This window comes from Corynebacterium sp. HMSC08D02, from assembly GCF_001807505.1.
Classification (GTDB): Bacteria; Actinomycetota; Actinomycetes; order Mycobacteriales; family Mycobacteriaceae; genus Corynebacterium; species Corynebacterium pseudogenitalium.
Window position 1 is genome coordinate 75789 of record NZ_KV789238.1, and the last position, 16027, is coordinate 91815.

A 16027-nucleotide genomic window follows, 5' to 3' on the forward strand; every position below is an offset into this window, starting at 1 on the left:
GCCCTAGTCCTCGATGTGTTTGAAGCCGATGCCGAGCGGCAGACCAACGTTGTCGTGGAGGCGCACCGTGCCGCCGTCGGTGGCGGGCAGGTCGATCGCGGCGAGCAGCCGGGCGTCGCCCTGGGCGGGGGCCTCGCGCATGGCCAGGTCGCGCACGGCGAGGTAGGCAGGCGTGACCCCTGCGGCTTCGAGCACGCCGCGCACGGTGTCCAGGACGGTCTCGGCGCCGTGTTCGGCGGCGTGCGCCCCCGCGGTCAGGGCGGCGGACAGCGCAAGCGCCTGGTCGTGGGCGTCTTCAGCGACGCGCTCGTTGCGCAGCGAAAGCGCCAGCCCGTCAGGCATGCGCACGGTGGGCACGCTGTGCAGCTTGACCTCCATGCGCAGGCCCGCCACGGCCAGCTGGGTGGCCACGAGCAGCTCGAAGTCCTTCTCCCCCATGACCAGGTCGGTGGCGTGGGTGGCGTTAAGCACCGCCAGGATGCGGGCAACGTCGCGCGCCATGGCGTCGGCGTCGTCGAGGTGCTCCATTCCGCTGCGCACGCTCACGGCGGTGCGCAGCTCGCCGTGGAAGACCACGTCCACGCCCTCGTTACGGAAGGTCTCGGGCACTTCCTCGCCGGAGTAGGTGACGAACACGTATGCGCCGAGCAGGGACTTCGCCGCCCGGATCAGCTCGATGTGCCCGGCGTGCACGTCGGCGCCCAGCGGCACGACCGCAATCGTCTTGCCGATCTTGCGAAACGCCCGCCCGTAGGTGGCCAGCAGCTGCTCATCACGCACGACGACCGCGTTGCCCGGTTGAAAAGTCACAGGTTTTCCTCTCGTTGCTGCGCCGCGCGGCGCTCCAATACTTCTACTAATCGACGCACCCCGTCTCCCCCAACCGGTGCCCGGTCAAGCGGGCGCAGCGGCGGCAGCTCGGCGCTGTCGAAGACGTCCGCGACCGCCTCGAAGTTGGGGTTGGCCTGCCGCAGCAGCGCGAGTGCGTCCTCCCGGACGACGCGCTGCAGGGCGCGAAGGTGCTGGGCGGTGGCCACCAGTGGGCGATCCGCATCCGTGATCGGCATCGTGACCTGCCCGAGCTCCCCGAGCAGCAGCGCGATCACGGTCTCCCCCAGCTCGTCGGCTGCGGAGGTGACCCACACGTTGTCCACGATGTTGTGCGCGCACATGACGACGGCCCCTGCGACCTCCACCTCGTCGAGGAGCTGGGCGCCGTGGTCCAGGTTGGTGTGCCAGAACATCTGCCTCGGGCGCACGAACGGCGCGCACTCGGCGGCGGCACGTTCGATGAAGTCAGCGGAGCCCTCGAGGAGCACCAGGTCGGCGGCGGCGATGTCCGCGGCCACGCGCGGGTACGTCACGCGGTGCCCGGCGCGCGCGAGCTGATCACTCAGCGCACTGGGGCCGCGCCAGGCGGCGATAGTCAGCGTTGGGCTCATTTGTTGCGGCGCGCTAGCAGCTCGGCGACGGAAACAGCGTTCTCGCCAGCCGCGTCACGGCGGCGGCGTCCCCCAACACGCGGGGCTGGTTCCGGCACGGCCTCGATGACCTCAGTGACTGGCTGCTCGTGGCGGCCGTGCTCAGGCTCAGGCTCTGGTTCCGGTTCGGGCTCCGGCTCAGACACTGGCTCGGGTACGGGCTCAGGCTCCGGGATTGGTGTCGGTTCAGGCGCCGACTTCTGCGCTTCTTGTGCTTCTTGTGCTTCTTGTGCTTCTTGTGCTTCCTGCGCTTCTTGCTTCGCCTGGTGCTCGCTAATCAGCGCCGTGAGCGGGTTCTGCGTCTCCCGGCTCGGCTGGCTGCCAATGCGCCCGGCGATCGCGTCGGAGGACGGCGCCCCGGCCGGGCGGTCGTCGGACGGTTCGTAGGTGGGCTGTGTGAAGGACTCAATCTCCTGGATGCGGCGCGCCGCGGCGTGCACGGCAGCAGGCTCGTACTCGAAGACGTGCCCGCTCATCTCCTCAATCGTGGAGCGCAGGGAGCGCAGCTCCTCCTGGATGTCGCGCAGCAATTCCTCGGAGGGGGCGTCGACACCCGAGGGTGCGCCAGCGCGCGCGGCCTCGAGCTCGGCGGCGAACGTCTTCTCCCGCTCCTCCTGCAGGCGCGTGGCCTCCTCGTTGTCGCGGCGCAGGCGGTAGATCACGATGAGGCCCGCGACGGCCGCCCACAACGCCAAGATCAGCGAAAGCTTGAGTATGTTCGCGGAGTTGGTAAACAACATCACCACTGTGCCTGCAAGCGCAGCCACAAATGGAACAATCACCCAAGTATTTTTCATGCCCACTACCTTAGCTAACCTGTTCTCCACTTGAGGGTGGCGACACCTCACACACCCGTTCCAGCACGACACCGGCCACCGCCAGCGTGACGCCGCCCAACGCCCCGGAGACCAAGGGCGGCACGTCCTGCGCCGCGGCCATCAGCACGTGCATCCGGGGCAGCACGAAGAGCAGGCACCCCGCGTACAGCCCGCCGCTGACCGCTCCTGCCCAGGTGCAGGCCTTGCCAAACAGCATGAAGTTCGCCGCCATCATCGGGTTGAGCTGGCTGCGATCCAGGCCAACCTTGCCCTCATCACGGCGCTTGTGCACCATGAACGCAACGTAGAAGCACACCGCGGCGACGATCCAGAGGCTCAGCGGCACCACCATGTTCAGCGACTCAAGCAGGCCGAACAGGCGGCGCACCACAATGAACGCCGCGGCGGTACAAAACCCGAACACGGCGATCACTCCGGACAGCGGCGTGCGTTTCACAGCTTGCGAACCCCCTGCGGTTCCAGCTCCGCGAGAATCTCGCTGACCGGGCGATCGAGCAGCTTGGCGTGCGGGTCAATCTCCAGCCAGGGAACCAGCACGAACTCGCGCAAGTGCGCGCGTGGGTGCGGCAGCGTCAGCTCAGGGTCGTCGCTACGGTAGCCCTCGAAGTCGATGATGTCCACGTCCAGCGTGCGCGGGCCCCAGCGCACGTCGCGCACCCGGTTCGCCTGCTGCTCCAGGCGCTGGCAGCGGGCAAGGAGGCTGTAGGGGTCGTCGCTGTCGGTTTCGATAAGAAAGCTCTGGTTGAGAAAGTCTGGCTGCTCCACCCCGCCCCAGGGCGCGGTGGCGTAAATCGAGCTTGCGTCGAGGAGCTCGGCGGCGAACTCGTCGGCGACCGACTGCAGGTGGGCGCGCGAGTCCTCCATGTTGGAGCCTGCCGAAATCACCGCGCGCATCAGCGGGCCCCCATCCGTTTGCGGGAGCGGCGTGCCACCACGGCGACGTCCTCGAAGGGAAGCGGGATCGGCGCGTGCGGCTTGTGCAGCGTGACCTCAACCGCGTGCAGGATGTCGAAGCGCTCCATGGCGGCCTCGGCGATCTCGGTGGCCACCGTCTCGATGAGCTGGCGCGGCGTGCCCGAGGCGATGTCGCTGGCCAGCTGGGCTAGCTCCGCGTAGTTCATCGTCTGGGTCAGGTCGTCGGTGGCTGCGGCGCCTGCGAAGTCGAGCCAGCAGGTGATGTCCAGCAGGAAGCGCTGCCCGTGCTCGCGCTCGTGCGGCAGCACGCCGTGGTGTGCGTAGACGGACAGCCCCTTGAGCTCAATGCGGTCAGCCAAGGTTGCCCGCTTTCCACGCGGCGGCCACGTCGACGGCGTCCCGGGAGACGGCCACCTCGTGCACGCGCACGCACCAGGCGCCGGCCTGGGCACACAGGGCGGTGACGGCGGCGGTGGCTGGGTCCGCATCGACCGGGCCGTGCTCGAGCCCGCGGGCGGCGCGCACCCCGGTGAGGAAGCGCTTGCGGCTGGCGCCCACTAGCAGCGGGTAGCCGCAGTCCATCAGCGCGGGCAGCGCCTGGAGCAGCTGCCAGTTCTCCTGCGGAGTCTTGGCAAAGCCGAGGCCCGGGTCCAGCGTGATCTGCTCGGGGCGCACCCCGGCGGCCGTGGCGTTGGCAACCAGCTCGTCGAAGAGGCCGAGCACATCGGCCACCACGTCCCCGCCGTGGTCGGCGGCACCGGAGGCGTTCACGAACTGCTGGGCACGCCAGTGCATCAGGCACACCGGCAGATCCGTGCGCGCCATCGTGGCGTACATGTCCGGGTCCGCGAGCCCGCCGGAAACGTCGTTGATGAGGTCCACGCCGGCCTCGGCGGCGGCCTCCGCGGTGGCGGCGCGCATCGTGTCCACGGAGGTGCGGATGCCGTCCTCGTGAAGGGCCCGGATCACCGGGGCCACGCGCGCCGCCTCGACCTCGGCGGGCACACGCGTCGCGCCCGGCCTGGTCGACTCCGCACCCACGTCGATGATGTCCGCGCCCAGGCGGACCAGCTCGTGGGCGTGCGAGAGGGCGTCGTCAACTGCGAGCCACTTCCCGCCGTCCGAAAACGAATCTTCCGTGACGTTGACGATGCCCATCACCGTCGTGCGCCCCGGCGCGGTGAGATCCTGCACACTGACCATTGCTAGCTCCTTATCAGGCTCAAGACCTCGGCGCGGGAGGCGGCGTTCTTCTGGAAGCCGCCGCGCACCGCGGAGGTCGTCGTCACGGCACCAGGCTTGCGGATGCCCCGCATCGCCATACACAGGTGCTCACATTCCAGCACCTCGATCACGGCGGAAGCCCCCAGCTTATCGACGATCGCGTCCGCAATCTGCGCCGTCAACCGCTCCTGCACCTGTGGCCGCTTCGCGTACATATCGGCCAGGCGGGCGAGCTTCGACAGGCCCGTGACCTTGCCTTCCTTGCCCGGGATGTAGCCGACGTGCGCCTTGCCAAAGAATGGCACCAGGTGGTGCTCACACGTGGAGTACACCGGGATGTCGCGCACCAGCACCAGCTCTCGGTAGTCCTCCGCGAACGTCTTCTCGAGTACCTCGGTCGGGTCCTGGTGCAGCCCCGCGAACACTTCCTCGTACGCCTTCGCGACCCGCGCCGGGGTTTCCTTCAGGCCCTCGCGGTCCGGGTCTTCGCCGACTGCGATGAGGAGTTCGCGCACCGCGGCTTCGGCGCGGGCGCGGTCGAACTTACTGGTCATCCTCGTTGCTCCTGTGTCGTGGCAGCTGTTTGGTTTCTTCCTCTGACGGTCGGTCGGGCCGGTCGGGCCGCTCGTGCTCCGGCAGGCGGAACCCGATTTCCTCGTCCGGACGGTAGTTGTCCATGCCCGGGTGCGTATCCGGCTCAGGCTTCGGCGCAGGCTCAGGCGCTGGCGCGGGCTCAGGTTTCGCCTTCGGCGCGCCCGGGTACGTCCAATCGCTCGGCGGCTTCGGTCCGCCGTAGGTCGGGGTGCCTCCCGCAGGCGGCGGTGGCAGCGGAGCGCCGTGCTCCTTCTCCCGTTCTTTTCGACGCCGCTCCCGCGTCTCACGCGACGCCTCAAGGATGGAGAAGCGCTTTGGTGGCTCCTCGCCACGCTCTTCGGCCAGTTCAACAGGGGTCTTGACGGGCTCGCGGCCGATCTGGCGGCCGAAGCGGATGTCGTAGGCAGGCAGCTCCGGCCGGTGGGGCTCCACGCCTTCGAGGAGCGCTTCGAGGTCTTGGCGGCGCAGCGTTTCCTTCTCCAGCAGCTTGGACACCATGGTGTCGAGCTGGTCGCGGTACTGCTCCAGGATGCCGTAGGCGGTGGCGTGGGCGGCGTCGATAAGCGTGTGTACCTCCTTATCGATCGTGGCCGCAACCTCCGGCGAGGACTCCATCTTGGCGCCGGCCCCCATGCCGGAGAAGGCGTCGCCCTGCGCCTGGCCGTACTTCACCGTGCCCAGCGCCGACGTCATGCCGTACTCGGTGACCATCGCGCGCGCGATCTTGGTGGCCTGCTCAATGTCGTTGGACGCCCCCGTGGTCGGCTCGCCGAAGACGAGCTCCTCCGCGGAGCGCCCACCCATGGCGAAGACGAGCTGGGCGAAGAGCTCGTCGCGGTTGTACATGCCCTTGTCGTCCTCGTCGGCCGTCATGGCGAACCCGCCGGTGCGGCCGCGGGCGAGGATGGTGACCTTGTAGACGCGTTCGATGTCCTTGAGCGCCCACGCCGAGAGCGTGTGCCCACCCTCGTGGTAGGCGGTGACCTTCTTCTCCTTCTCCGAAATCACCTTCGAGGAGCGGCGCGGCCCGCCGATCACGCGGTCCGTGGCCTCCTCCAGCGCGTCCGGGGTGATCACGTTGCCGCCGATGCGGGCGGTGAGCAGCGCGGCCTCGTTGAGCACGTTGGCCAGGTCCGCACCGCTCATGCCGGCGGTGCGCTTCGCCAGCGCATCCAGGTCCACATCCTTGGACAACGGCTTGCCCTTCGCGTGCACCTTCAGGATCTGGGCGCGGCCCGCGATGTCCGGGTTGGTCACCGGGATCTGGCGGTCGAAGCGGCCCGGGCGCAAAAGCGCCGGGTCCAGGATGTCCGGGCGGTTCGTCGCCGCGATCAGGATTACGCCCTCGCGGTCGCCGAAGCCGTCCATCTCCACGAGCAGCTGGTTGAGGGTTTGCTCGCGCTCGTCGTGGCCGCCGCCCATGCCGGAGCCGCGCTGGCGGCCGACGGCGTCGATCTCGTCGATAAAGATGATGCAGGGCGAGTTCTCCCGTGCCTGCTTGAACAGGTCGCGAACGCGGGAGGCGCCCACGCCGACGAACATCTCCACGAAGTCGGAGCCAGAGATGGTGTAGAACGGCACTCCGGCCTCGCCCGCAACTGCGCGCGCGAGCAGCGTCTTACCCGTGCCGGGCGGGCCGTACAGCAGCACGCCACGCGGGATCTTCGCGCCGAGCGACTCGTAAATCTTCGGGTCAATGAGGAAGTCCACGACCTCCTGCAGCTCATCGACGGCCTCGTCCGCACCCGCGACGTCCGCGAACGTGTTCGTCGGATTGTCCTTCGACAGCTGCTTCGCCTTCGACGACCCAATCCCGAACATGCCGCCACCGGCCTGCATGCGGTACATGAAGAAGAACAGCAGGCCGAAGATCAGCACCATCGGCAGCATGAAGCCGAGCATCGACATCAGGAAGGACTCCTGCGTCACGTTCGTCTTGTACTTGTCCGGGGCGGCTTCCTTCACCGCGCCGAAGATCTCCGGTGTGGTGCGCGCCGGGTACTGGGCGCTGATCTGCTCGACGCCGTCGCGCTCTTCGACCTTGATCGGCTCCCGCAGGTCAATGCGGACGCGCTGCTCGCGGTCGTCGATCTGGACTTCCTTGGCGTTCTTGTTCTGTAGCTGCTCCATCGCGATCGACGTGTCCACGCGCTGGTAGCCGCGGGTGTCATCCCCGATGAGGGTGAGCAGGTACAAAACAATAAGCACGGTGGCGCCGATCAGGCCCCACCGCAACACGTTTTTATTCTTGGTCATACAGCTCTTCTGTGTGTATTAGATGTCCTCAGGCGCGTCGGAATAGACGCGAGGGTGCAACGTGCCCACGTACGGCAGGTCGCGGTAGCGCTCGGCGTAGTCCAGGCCGTAGCCGATGACGAACTCGTTGGGGATGTCGAAGCCGACGTCGAGAAGATCAATCTTGGCCTTCTGCACCTCAGGTTTACGCAGCAGCGTGATCACCTCGAGGCTCTTCGGGTTACGCCCCGACAGGTTCTTCAGCAGCCACGACAGGGTCAAACCGGAGTCGATGATGTCCTCGACCACGAGCACGTCGCGGCCTTCGATCTCCTTGTCCAGGTCCTTCAGAATGCGCACCACGCCCGAAGACGTGGTGGAGCTGCCGTAGGAGGACACCGCCATGAACTCCATCTCGCACGGGATGGAAAGCTTGCGGGCGAAGTCCGTCAAGAAGAACACCGCGCCCTTGAGCACGCACACGAGCACCAGGTCCTGCTCGGAGTCACGGTACTTCTCGGAGACCATGTCAGCCAGCTCTTGGATGCGCCGCTGCAGGTCTTCCTCGGGGATCAACACCGCCTCCACGTCGTCTCCGTAGCGGTGTGGCGCAACGTTGAAATCCTTCTTGTCATACAGCTCGGTCATCGGGTGCCCTTTCTCAAGCCCTTCTCGGTTGGCATCAGTTCATCATCTTGCCACTTTCACGCCACCTTGGACAACCATTTAGACGAACACGAGCGTTCCGTCGCGCCGTGCCACCCGCACCCCGCCGCCGAGCTGCACCGCGCCCTGCCCCCGCCAGTTCGTCACCAGCGCCTCAATCGCCGCAAGGTGGGCCCCCTTGACCTCTCCCCGCTTTTCGACGACCCACTCCGCCACCACCGCCCTCCTCACCACCGGCGGCAGTGTTGCGAGCTCCGCACAGTCCAGCGTGTCTTCGTTCGCGGCCGGGGTGATGTGCTGGAGCTGCGCCGCGGCTTGCGCGATCCGGTCCGCCGTGCCCGCCAACGCCGGGACCACCTCCCCACCGACGATCTCCTCCAGCAGCGGGATCACCCGGGTGCGCAGCGCCACCCGCCGGTAACGCTCGTTCTTATTCATCGGGTCCTGCCAGGGTGTGACGCCCAGTTCGGCGCAGGCGCCTTCGGTGTCCGCGCGGCGGACATGCAGCAGGGGGCGCACCAGCCGGTCCGCGCGCGGGGACATCCCCGCCGGGTTGCCGCGCAGCGCCCCCAACAGCAACGTTTCGGCCTGGTCGTCGGCGGTGTGGGCCGTCCACACGTCCCGGTCGGGGCCGGCGTGCTCGAACAAGGCCGCGTAGCGGGCCTGGCGGGCGTCGGCCTCCGTGCCCTTACCTGTGTGTGTGATTTGGATGGTCGCGATTTCCGCGGGCACCCCAAACGCGCGCGCCTGCTCCGCCGCACGCCAGGCCACCTCCGCCGACCCCTCCTGCAGCCCGTGGTCCACCACCAGCGCCGTCACGTCCAACCGTTCCGCCGCGGCCGCCGCCACCAGCGCCAACGAGTCCGCCCCGCCCGACAGCCCAATTACCGCAGGCTCCGTCCACCCGCGCACCGCGCGGCGGCACGCCAAAAAGTGGGGGCTGCGCCGGGGCCAGAACGGCTCCATCGCTAGAACTCCCGCAACGCCGAGGCAAACATGTCCATCGCCCGGCGCGCCTCCAGAATGTCCGAATCGTTCGAGAGCAGCGCGAACGTGTACACGTTGCCGCTTTCCGCAGTCACCGTGCCGGCCAGCCCGGACGTCTCGTCCAGGGTGCCCGTCTTCGCGCGGACCCAGCCGCGCCCGGCCAGGTCCCCGTAGCGGGTGGCCAAGGTGCCGTCGCCGGCCGCGACCGGCAGCGCGTCCAGCATCGGGCGCAGCTGCTCGTGTTGGGTGGCATCACTCAGGATGCTGTCCAACATGCGCGGAGTGATCCGGTTGTCCACCGACAGGCCGGAGCTGTCCACCAGCGTGATGCCGCCCGTGTCAAAGCCGTGCTCAGCCAGGACGTGCAGGGTGGCGGAGGGGGCGTCGATACCTACATGATCCGCCACCTCCCTGCCGATGGCCTCCGCGTAGACGTTGTCGGACTCTTTCATCATCATGTGCAGGCGCTGCACCAGATCCGGCGACTCCACGCTTGCCAGCGTGTCCGTCTCCGCGGGCGCCGGGCCGAGACCGACCGTCTGCGCACCCACGCGATCCGCCAACGCCTGCGCCACATCCAACGCCGGAGTATGCGAGCGCGGCACGTCCCCCTCGGTCTCCCCGTTCAGGCGACCGCCCGAGAGCATCGCCGGCTCCAGGGGCGCGACGAAGCCGCCATCGATGTCCACGGGGTCCCAGCCCGGCATCATGGTCGGCTGCTCTTCCCACGCCTTCGTGTCGATGAAGACAGCAGTGACCTGCTGGTTTTTGAGCTGCTCGGCGAGCTGGTCGATGGCCTCCGCATCCAGCCACACGTCACCGTTCGCCTTGATCACGACCGAGCCCGGCTGCTCCCCCCTCACCACCTGCGTCTCGATCCTGTCATCCGCCCCCAACTCCAACACCGCCGCCGCAGCCGTCAGAATCTTCGTCGTCGACGCCGGGCGCAACGCCTCCCCCGCCAACCGATCAAACAGCACCTCACCCGTCGAACCGTCCGACACGCGCGCGTGGAACGTGCCCAACGCAGGGTCCTCCGCAAGCTCCGCCAGACGCGCCTGCAGCGCCTGGACATCCACCGGGCGTGGCACCGCCGGCACCAACACCGGCTCCGCCTGCGGCAACTGATACGCCGGGGCGTGTTCAATGCGCGCCAACTCTTGCTGCGCCGCCACACCGAAGCCAGCCGCGCCACCCACCGCGACCAACGCAACCCCGCCAACAATCCAAGTCCAAAGCTTCACGGCGCATAAGCGTAGCCCAAACCCACTGGGCGACGCAGCCCCGTATGATAAGTACCGGTATTATCAACGCGACTACAAAAGGAGCGCACATGGCTGTCGAAGTCACCATCGAAATCCCCAAGGGTTCCCGCAACAAGTACGAACTCGACCACGAAACAGGCAAGGTCTACCTCGACCGCCACCTGTTCACCCCGATGGCCTACCCACTCGACTACGGCTTCATCGACGAAACCCTCGCCGACGACGGCGACCCAATGGACGCCCTCGTCATCCTCCCTGAGTCCGTCTTCCCAGGCGTCATCGTCAAGGCACGCCCAATCGGCGTCTTCAAGATGACCGACGAAGCCGGCGGCGACGACAAACTCCTCTGCGTCATCGACGACGTCCGCTACGACCACTACCAGGACATCGACGACGTCTCCCAGTTCCTCAAGGACGAAATCGAGCACTTCTTCGTCCACTACAAGGATCTCGAGCCGAACAAGGAAGTTTCCGGCTCCGGCTGGGGCAACAAGGCAGAGGCAGAAAAGATCCTGCAGGCCTCCATCGACAACTACAAGAAGTAGGTCGCTGCTTCTAAGTGTTTGCCGCCTGGGTTGTACCTGGGCGGCTTTTTGCTTGGGCCTCTACCAAATTCCTGGTTTTGGCGTCGGCTCAGCAGGCCCGAGTCGGCCTGAGTGACAAAACACGCAACCCAATACATCCAGCCCTTTTCCTACCAGCGGAAATAAGGATGCGCTTTTGCAGGGTTGCGTCCTTTGTCACTGGCTGCCCAATCTGCACACCACGAGCGTCTAGAACTTGAGGTGATCTTTCGCCCAGAACGCCGCCGCGCCCAGCAGCGCAAGCAGCGGCACCAGGATCGCCGCGATGATGCCGCCCTTCGAGCTGCCTTCGCAATTCTCGGAGGATCCACTTGAAGAACCATCCTTCGCGCAGGTCGCAGGCGCCGGAACGCTCGGCTCGGGTGCCGGCTCACTTGTCGACGTCCCCACCTCCGGCTCTGGGACTTCCTCAGTTGTCCGCGCGGCGGACTCGGACGTGGTAGTCGACTCGGACGTGGTAGTCGACTCGGTCGTCGAAGAGGATGCCGTCGTAGTCAGCGTTGTTGAAGACTCTGGTGCGGGCTCAACCAGCGTAGTCGTTGGCGTAGTTGTCCGCGGAGCGGACGCTTTCGACGTCTCCGAGGTCGAAGGTTCGATGGTTTGGGTTGTCCGCGGGGCGGACACTTTCGGCGCCTCCGAGGTCGAAGGCTCCGTGGAAGGCTCCGCCGTAGTCGTTTCGGTTGTCCGCGGCGCGGACACCTTCGGCGCCTCGGAAGTCGAAGGCTCCGTGGAAGGCTCCGCCGTAGTCGTTTCGGTTGTCCGCGGCGCGGACGCTTTCGGTGCTTCCGAGGACGCGGACGAAGACGTGGACGAGGTCGCGGACGAGGATGTGGTCGTCGAAACCTCTGACGTGGTCGGAGACGGTGTGACCGAAGTAGTCACCGACGATGGCGCAGCAGAAGAAGTGACGTCCGTGGTTGTTGGCGTCGGCTCCTTTGCCAGCAGCTCGTCCAGGTTTTCCTGCGCCTCGACGACGCGGAAGAACGTGCGGTCAAGCTCGGCTTGCGCCTTGTTGATTTCTGGTGCGTAACCGGTGCGGCGCACAACCTTCATGAGCGCTTCGGCGATTTTGTGTTCTTGCTTGGCGGTCGCCAGCGCCGCGCGGGCTTCCTCAACGCTCTTTGGTTTCACTGCGGGCGCGTAGCTCGGGGCTTCGTACTGCGGTGTTGTGGCTCCACAGTTCGGGCAGCAACGAGGCGATGACGTGGAGGTCTCCCCGCTTGTCGACGGCCCCACCGTCGGCGTTGTCCGCGTAGCGGAAGTCGTAGACGTAGTTGGCGTTGCCGACACGCTCGGGGCCGCCGAAGTGGTTGTCCGCGGCGCGGACGTGGTCGACGTGGTCGGAGTTGGCGTAACCGACGTAGTCGACGTGGTCGGAGTTGGCGTAACGGACGTAATCGACGTGGTCGGAGTTGGCGTAACGGACGTAATCGACGTGGTCGGAGTTGGCGCAACCGACGTAGTCGCGGTTGTCCGCGGCGCGGACGTGGTCGACGTGGTAGGCGTTGTGGACGTGGTCGTTGAGGTCTCGCTGGCGAGCTGCTCGCGCAGCTTCCCGAGGTTTGCCTTGGCTTCCGCGAGGGCACGCTCCGCATTCTCCACGTGCAGGCGCGCCAAGATGCGGTCCTTCGTACTCCGAGCGTTCTTCTCAGCCTGCTCGGCCTTCTTCAACGTGGCTTCTGCGTCGGCGACGATGCGTTCGCCCTCTTCGACCGTGGAAGGCTTTGGCGGGGCGACGTATTCCGGCGCAACGATGTAGTCGGTGCTCGGTACCTGCGAAGACGTCGAGGACGGCTTAGAGGTAGAAGGCTTAGAGGTAGCAGTCGTCGAGGTAGACGGCGTGGTCTCCGGAGCGATCGTCACAGTGACGGAGGGCGCTTCAGAAGTCGTCGAGCTCGTCGAGGTCGTTGGCAGCGGTAGGGCGCTCGGGATCGTCGGCATCGGCAACGGTGGCAGGTCCGGGAGGGACGGCTGGCTCGACGACGAAGACGAAGAAGACGATGTCGTCGGCTTTGGCTTCGGACGCTCGGAAGTCGTCGGCGTCACCACCGGTGGCAAAGGCGAAGGCTCAGGCGAAGGCTCCGGTGTAGGAGTCGGCTTCTGGCGCAGGTTGTTGCGCTGGATGAGGATTTCGGCGTCGAGAGGCTGGGGTACCAGGCCGGGTTTACGGGAGCCTCCGACGACCATAAGGAGGTCGTCGCAGCTGTGCGCGAGTGCCATCGCGTGGCCCATTTCGTGCGCGATGGTCATAATGCGGCTTTTCGCCTCAACATAGCGCCCAAACATCCTGGGACTAATCCGCACGGTCAGTGTCGGCCCGCCGCCGGTCACGCGCCCCAGCGGCCGCAGGCTTGGGTCCACGATCACGCTGACGGCCTCGGGCGTCTTGTGGTCGATGAACTTGATATCCAGGTATCCACCTCGGTCGCGCACGGCCTTGACCCACAGGTCGGCGGCGCGCTGGATGTCGGCGCGGTGGCCGGTGGTGTCGTAAAGGTAGAGGGTGTTGTTGCGGATGCCCGTATTGCGGTCACCCGCGAACGTAAACCGCGAAATGTCCAGTTGCTGCCCCCGCTTGAACTGCGACTTCAACGCTTTGCATTCGGACCCGTTGGGCCTCACGTCGACGTGCGCGGAAGCGGGCGTCGTACCCCCTAGTACCAGGGAGAAAGCACAAACAGCAGCAAGAACATTTCGAGTTTTCACAAAGGTTTACTATATGAGGAACCGGCGCCCGTATGCAAAGACGGCTGCACCAATTATCGACGCCACCACCAACGCAAACAGCGCCCGCACCAGGGTGTTCGACCCGGTCTCAGCCGCGATACCGCGCTGCTCTGCCACCGGGGACTGTGCCGAGGCAGCCTGTGCCGGGGCAGCCTGCTGCTGCGCCTCAACAGGCGCCTGACCTGCAGCCTTGGAGGTTGCCAGGCCCTGGCGTGCCACCTCAGCGGCGTTCTCCGCGAGCAGCGCGTTGGAGTCCTTCACCTCGGCGTCGGTTGGAGGCTCGTTGATGCGGGCCAGGTCGGTGACGTAGGTCTTGCCGTCAGCGTTGAGGTAGTACGTCAGACCACCAATCGCGAGCACTGCCGGAAGCGCGATCAGGCCAGCTGCAGCCGGTGCCGGGTTGTTCGGGTCGACGTCTTCGGCGGTGAATGGGACGTCCTGGTGGTCGCCGGTCGGGGCTGGCTGCTCGACAGGGGTCGTCGCTTCGGTTGCGGGAGCTGCAGGGGCTGCGGTTTCGGCAGCGGGGGCGTCGATAAGCCCGGCGACGGCCGCCTTGGCCACGTCCACTGCGCGCTCGCGGTCAGCCGCCGAGAGCTGGTCAAACGCGATGTTGACCAGGTTGCGGTCCGGCACGTAGTGGGTGCCGTCCTGGGTGAGGAAGTACTCGGCACCGTTGATGTCGTGGGTCACGGCCGGCAGCGGAATGTCCTGCGCCTGGGCCATGGGAACGATGGCGGTTGCGAGCGCGCCGGTCATGACGGCGGCCAGTACGGTGTTGCGCTTCATTAGGGGCTCCTTTGCTCAACATGAAGTCTCAAGTCTTACTTCATGGTTTAGCCCCACTGTAGACGCACTTCACCCCAGTCACAAGTGTTTACACAAAAAACTTCAGTTACTTTGCGCCGGTATCGGTCGGTGGCGCATCCAGCACGGACGAAAATTGCCACCCAATGACCGCGTTGCGAACCGAGTCCGCCAAAATATTGCGCGGCTGAATACAGGAGATCGTCAGCAGCCGGCCCGGGCGTGGCCCATCACCCCAAATATCAACATCGCTGGCCATGACCTCTTTCACCGGATCGTGCAGGTCAGTCGCGCGGTACGACAACCACTTCCCACCAGCTGCCTCGGAGTCGGCGGTGCGCAGGTACAGCATGTCCCCCACCCGGATGGTGTGCTGGTCGGAGGAGCCGTCGAAAAGCTGGTCAAAGACCCCGTGCACCCCTGCACCCGTGTGACCAGCGACGACCACCAGATCCTCAGCACCCGGCCCCGGCAGCGAATACGGCTTCTCCGGCGCCGTATACACACATGCCTTATCTAATGTGGCCGGATCCAAGGCGTCCGCGCGCACGCGGCACGGGCCCTCCTCGAAGTGCGCGCGAAGCCCGACCGAGGGAATAAACATCTCGAGCGGCTGCGACTGACCAAGCGCTGCAGGAACCTCTGCTGGAGGCTCGGGCGCAGGCGCAGGCTCCTCCTTGCCACACCGTACCGACAGCGAGACGAGCGCCATGAGCAGCAGCAACGCCACTATTCGGCGCACCCAAAACACCCACTGCGGGGGTCGAGTTCGAGGAGGCGTACGCATAGTGGAAATCGTAGCCGACGCACCCGACACTTCCGCTACAATCGCGCACATGCAATCCATCAACGTCAAAGAAGTCCCCGAAAACGCCCAGCTTATCGACGTCCGCGAACCCGAAGAGTACGCCGAAGTCCACGCCGTCGGCGCCACCAACCTTCCACTGAGCGAACTGACCACCCTCACCGACAAAATCGACCCCGACCAGGACATCTACGTCATCTGCCGCTCCGGCGGACGCTCCTCCCGCGCATGCGAATACCTCGAGCAGGTACACGGCTGGGAACCCATCAACGTCGAGGGCGGCACCATGGAGTGGATCGCCAACGGGCTGCCCACCGAGTAGCACGGTTTCATTCCTGGCCAGCAGCCCGATACTCTGGGACTTATGGCCACGATTGAACTCCCAGAGGCGCTGACTACTTCGCCATCGTTCCAGATCGAACGCGTGCGCAGGCACACCAAAGACGAGGTGGAGCGCACCCTGGCGAAGCACGACTCCTCCATGCGCGAGTTCTGGGTACTCAGCTGCGTATCCGAGCAAGCACGCTCCCAATCGCAACTCTCCGAGCTCCTCGCCATCGACGCCTCCGACATGGTCCGCCTCATCGACTGCCTGGAGAAGCACGCGTGGGTCAAACGCGAACGCGACCCGAAGGACCGCCGCCGCCAAATCGTGACCGCCACCAAGAAGGGCGGCAAGGCCCTGACCAAACTCGCCGAAGAAGTGGCCGCCGCAGAGGAACGCGCCCTCGACGCCGCCAACCACAAGCAGCTCAAGAACCTCCGGAAGCTGTCGCAGGCGATTTTGTAGTTTTTGCCTGGCCTGCTCGGGGTCACCTTCGGACCGCAGTGCCAAAAGACGCACTCCCATTTGGGCTAGCCGTTCATACCCACAGGTTAGAAAAGTGCTAGAGGTTTGAGA

18 protein-coding genes are annotated in these 16027 nt (G+C 66.0%); 3 read left to right on the forward strand and 15 right to left on the reverse strand.

The features are described 5' to 3' along the window. Positions 1–3 precede the first annotated feature (3 nt). The 12 genes from HMPREF3170_RS04755 to dacB all read right to left on the reverse strand — a co-directional run bounded on the left by HMPREF3170_RS04755 (position 4) and on the right by dacB (position 10185). Positions 4–810: a pantoate--beta-alanine ligase gene (locus tag HMPREF3170_RS04755; RefSeq protein WP_070478137.1), complete on the reverse strand. Its 807-nt coding sequence runs from the start codon at positions 808–810 to the stop codon at positions 4–6. Next, the gene (locus HMPREF3170_RS04760; RefSeq protein WP_070478139.1) at positions 807–1442 is read right to left on the reverse strand and encodes a hypothetical protein; all 636 of its coding nucleotides are present in this window, start codon (positions 1440–1442) and stop codon (positions 807–809) included. Before HMPREF3170_RS04760 ends, HMPREF3170_RS04755 begins: the two co-directional genes overlap by 4 nt. Further along, positions 1439–2278: a DUF6779 domain-containing protein gene (locus HMPREF3170_RS11825; protein WP_070478141.1), complete on the reverse strand. Its 840-nt coding sequence runs from the start codon at positions 2276–2278 to the stop codon at positions 1439–1441. The genes HMPREF3170_RS04760 and HMPREF3170_RS11825 overlap by 4 nt, the downstream gene beginning before the upstream one ends. Before the next feature lie 10 nt (positions 2279–2288). Continuing rightward, a complete protein-coding gene (locus HMPREF3170_RS04770) occupies positions 2289–2756 on the reverse strand; it encodes a DUF3180 domain-containing protein (protein ID WP_070361896.1) in 468 nt (155 codons plus the stop codon). After that, a complete protein-coding gene (gene folK / locus HMPREF3170_RS04775) occupies positions 2753–3214 on the reverse strand; it encodes a 2-amino-4-hydroxy-6-hydroxymethyldihydropteridine diphosphokinase (protein ID WP_070361895.1) in 462 nt (153 codons plus the stop codon). The genes HMPREF3170_RS04770 and folK overlap by 4 nt, the downstream gene beginning before the upstream one ends. Further along, a complete protein-coding gene (gene folB, locus HMPREF3170_RS04780; protein WP_070361894.1) occupies positions 3214–3594 on the reverse strand; it encodes a dihydroneopterin aldolase in 381 nt (126 codons plus the stop codon). Before folB ends, folK begins: the two co-directional genes overlap by 1 nt. Continuing rightward, positions 3587–4438, reverse strand: coding sequence for a dihydropteroate synthase (gene folP, locus HMPREF3170_RS04785; RefSeq protein ID WP_070478143.1), 852 nt, complete (start codon positions 4436–4438; stop codon positions 3587–3589). Before folP ends, folB begins: the two co-directional genes overlap by 8 nt. Positions 4439–4440: 2 nt before the next feature. Further along, a complete protein-coding gene (gene folE, locus HMPREF3170_RS04790) occupies positions 4441–5013 on the reverse strand; it encodes a GTP cyclohydrolase I FolE (protein WP_070478144.1) in 573 nt (190 codons plus the stop codon). Continuing rightward, positions 5003–7309 carry an ATP-dependent zinc metalloprotease FtsH gene (gene ftsH, locus HMPREF3170_RS04795; RefSeq protein ID WP_070478145.1) on the reverse strand — a complete coding sequence of 769 codons (2307 nt, stop codon included), beginning with the start codon at positions 7307–7309 and terminating at the stop codon, positions 5003–5005. Before ftsH ends, folE begins: the two co-directional genes overlap by 11 nt. 18 nt (positions 7310–7327) lie before the next feature. Beyond that, positions 7328–7936 carry a hypoxanthine phosphoribosyltransferase gene (hpt, locus tag HMPREF3170_RS04800; RefSeq protein WP_176754803.1) on the reverse strand — a complete coding sequence of 203 codons (609 nt, stop codon included), beginning with the start codon at positions 7934–7936 and terminating at the stop codon, positions 7328–7330. A gap of 78 nt (positions 7937–8014) precedes the next feature. Continuing rightward, the gene (gene tilS, locus HMPREF3170_RS04805) at positions 8015–8920 is read right to left on the reverse strand and encodes a tRNA lysidine(34) synthetase TilS (RefSeq protein WP_070478148.1); all 906 of its coding nucleotides are present in this window, start codon (positions 8918–8920) and stop codon (positions 8015–8017) included. 2 nt (positions 8921–8922) lie between these two features. Beyond that, a complete protein-coding gene (gene dacB / locus HMPREF3170_RS04810) occupies positions 8923–10185 on the reverse strand; it encodes a D-alanyl-D-alanine carboxypeptidase/D-alanyl-D-alanine endopeptidase (protein WP_070478150.1) in 1263 nt (420 codons plus the stop codon). An 89-nt stretch (positions 10186–10274) separates the two neighbouring features. Here dacB and HMPREF3170_RS04815 point away from each other — a divergent pair, with 89 nt between their 5' ends. Further along, positions 10275–10751 carry an inorganic diphosphatase gene (locus tag HMPREF3170_RS04815; protein WP_070361888.1) on the forward strand — a complete coding sequence of 159 codons (477 nt, stop codon included), beginning with the start codon at positions 10275–10277 and terminating at the stop codon, positions 10749–10751. 228 nt (positions 10752–10979) lie between these two features. Here the strand turns inward: HMPREF3170_RS04815 and HMPREF3170_RS11555 are convergent, their stop codons facing one another. The 3 genes from HMPREF3170_RS11555 to HMPREF3170_RS04845 form a co-directional block, all read right to left on the reverse strand. Continuing rightward, on the reverse strand, positions 10980–13382 hold the full coding sequence (locus tag HMPREF3170_RS11555) for a hypothetical protein (RefSeq protein WP_168161621.1): 2403 nt from the start codon (positions 13380–13382) through the stop codon (positions 10980–10982). Positions 13383–13505: 123 nt separating this feature from the next. Further along, positions 13506–14303, reverse strand: a complete 798-nt coding sequence (locus HMPREF3170_RS04840) for a hypothetical protein (protein WP_070478155.1) — start codon at positions 14301–14303, stop codon at positions 13506–13508. 106 nt (positions 14304–14409) lie between these two features. Beyond that, entirely contained in the window at positions 14410–15108 is a 699-nt protein-coding gene (locus tag HMPREF3170_RS04845; protein WP_246814916.1) for a sortase, read from the reverse strand. A gap of 49 nt (positions 15109–15157) precedes the next feature. Between HMPREF3170_RS04845 and HMPREF3170_RS04850 the strand changes: the two genes are divergently transcribed. Both HMPREF3170_RS04850 and HMPREF3170_RS04855 read left to right on the forward strand, forming a co-directional pair. Next, on the forward strand, positions 15158–15448 hold the full coding sequence (locus tag HMPREF3170_RS04850) for a rhodanese-like domain-containing protein (protein WP_070478242.1): 291 nt from the start codon (positions 15158–15160) through the stop codon (positions 15446–15448). A 42-nt stretch (positions 15449–15490) separates the two neighbouring features. Further along, complete coding sequence (locus tag HMPREF3170_RS04855; protein WP_070478157.1) at positions 15491–15916, forward strand: MarR family winged helix-turn-helix transcriptional regulator; 426 nt, start codon at positions 15491–15493, stop codon at positions 15914–15916. Positions 15917–16027: the final 111 nt, after the last annotated feature.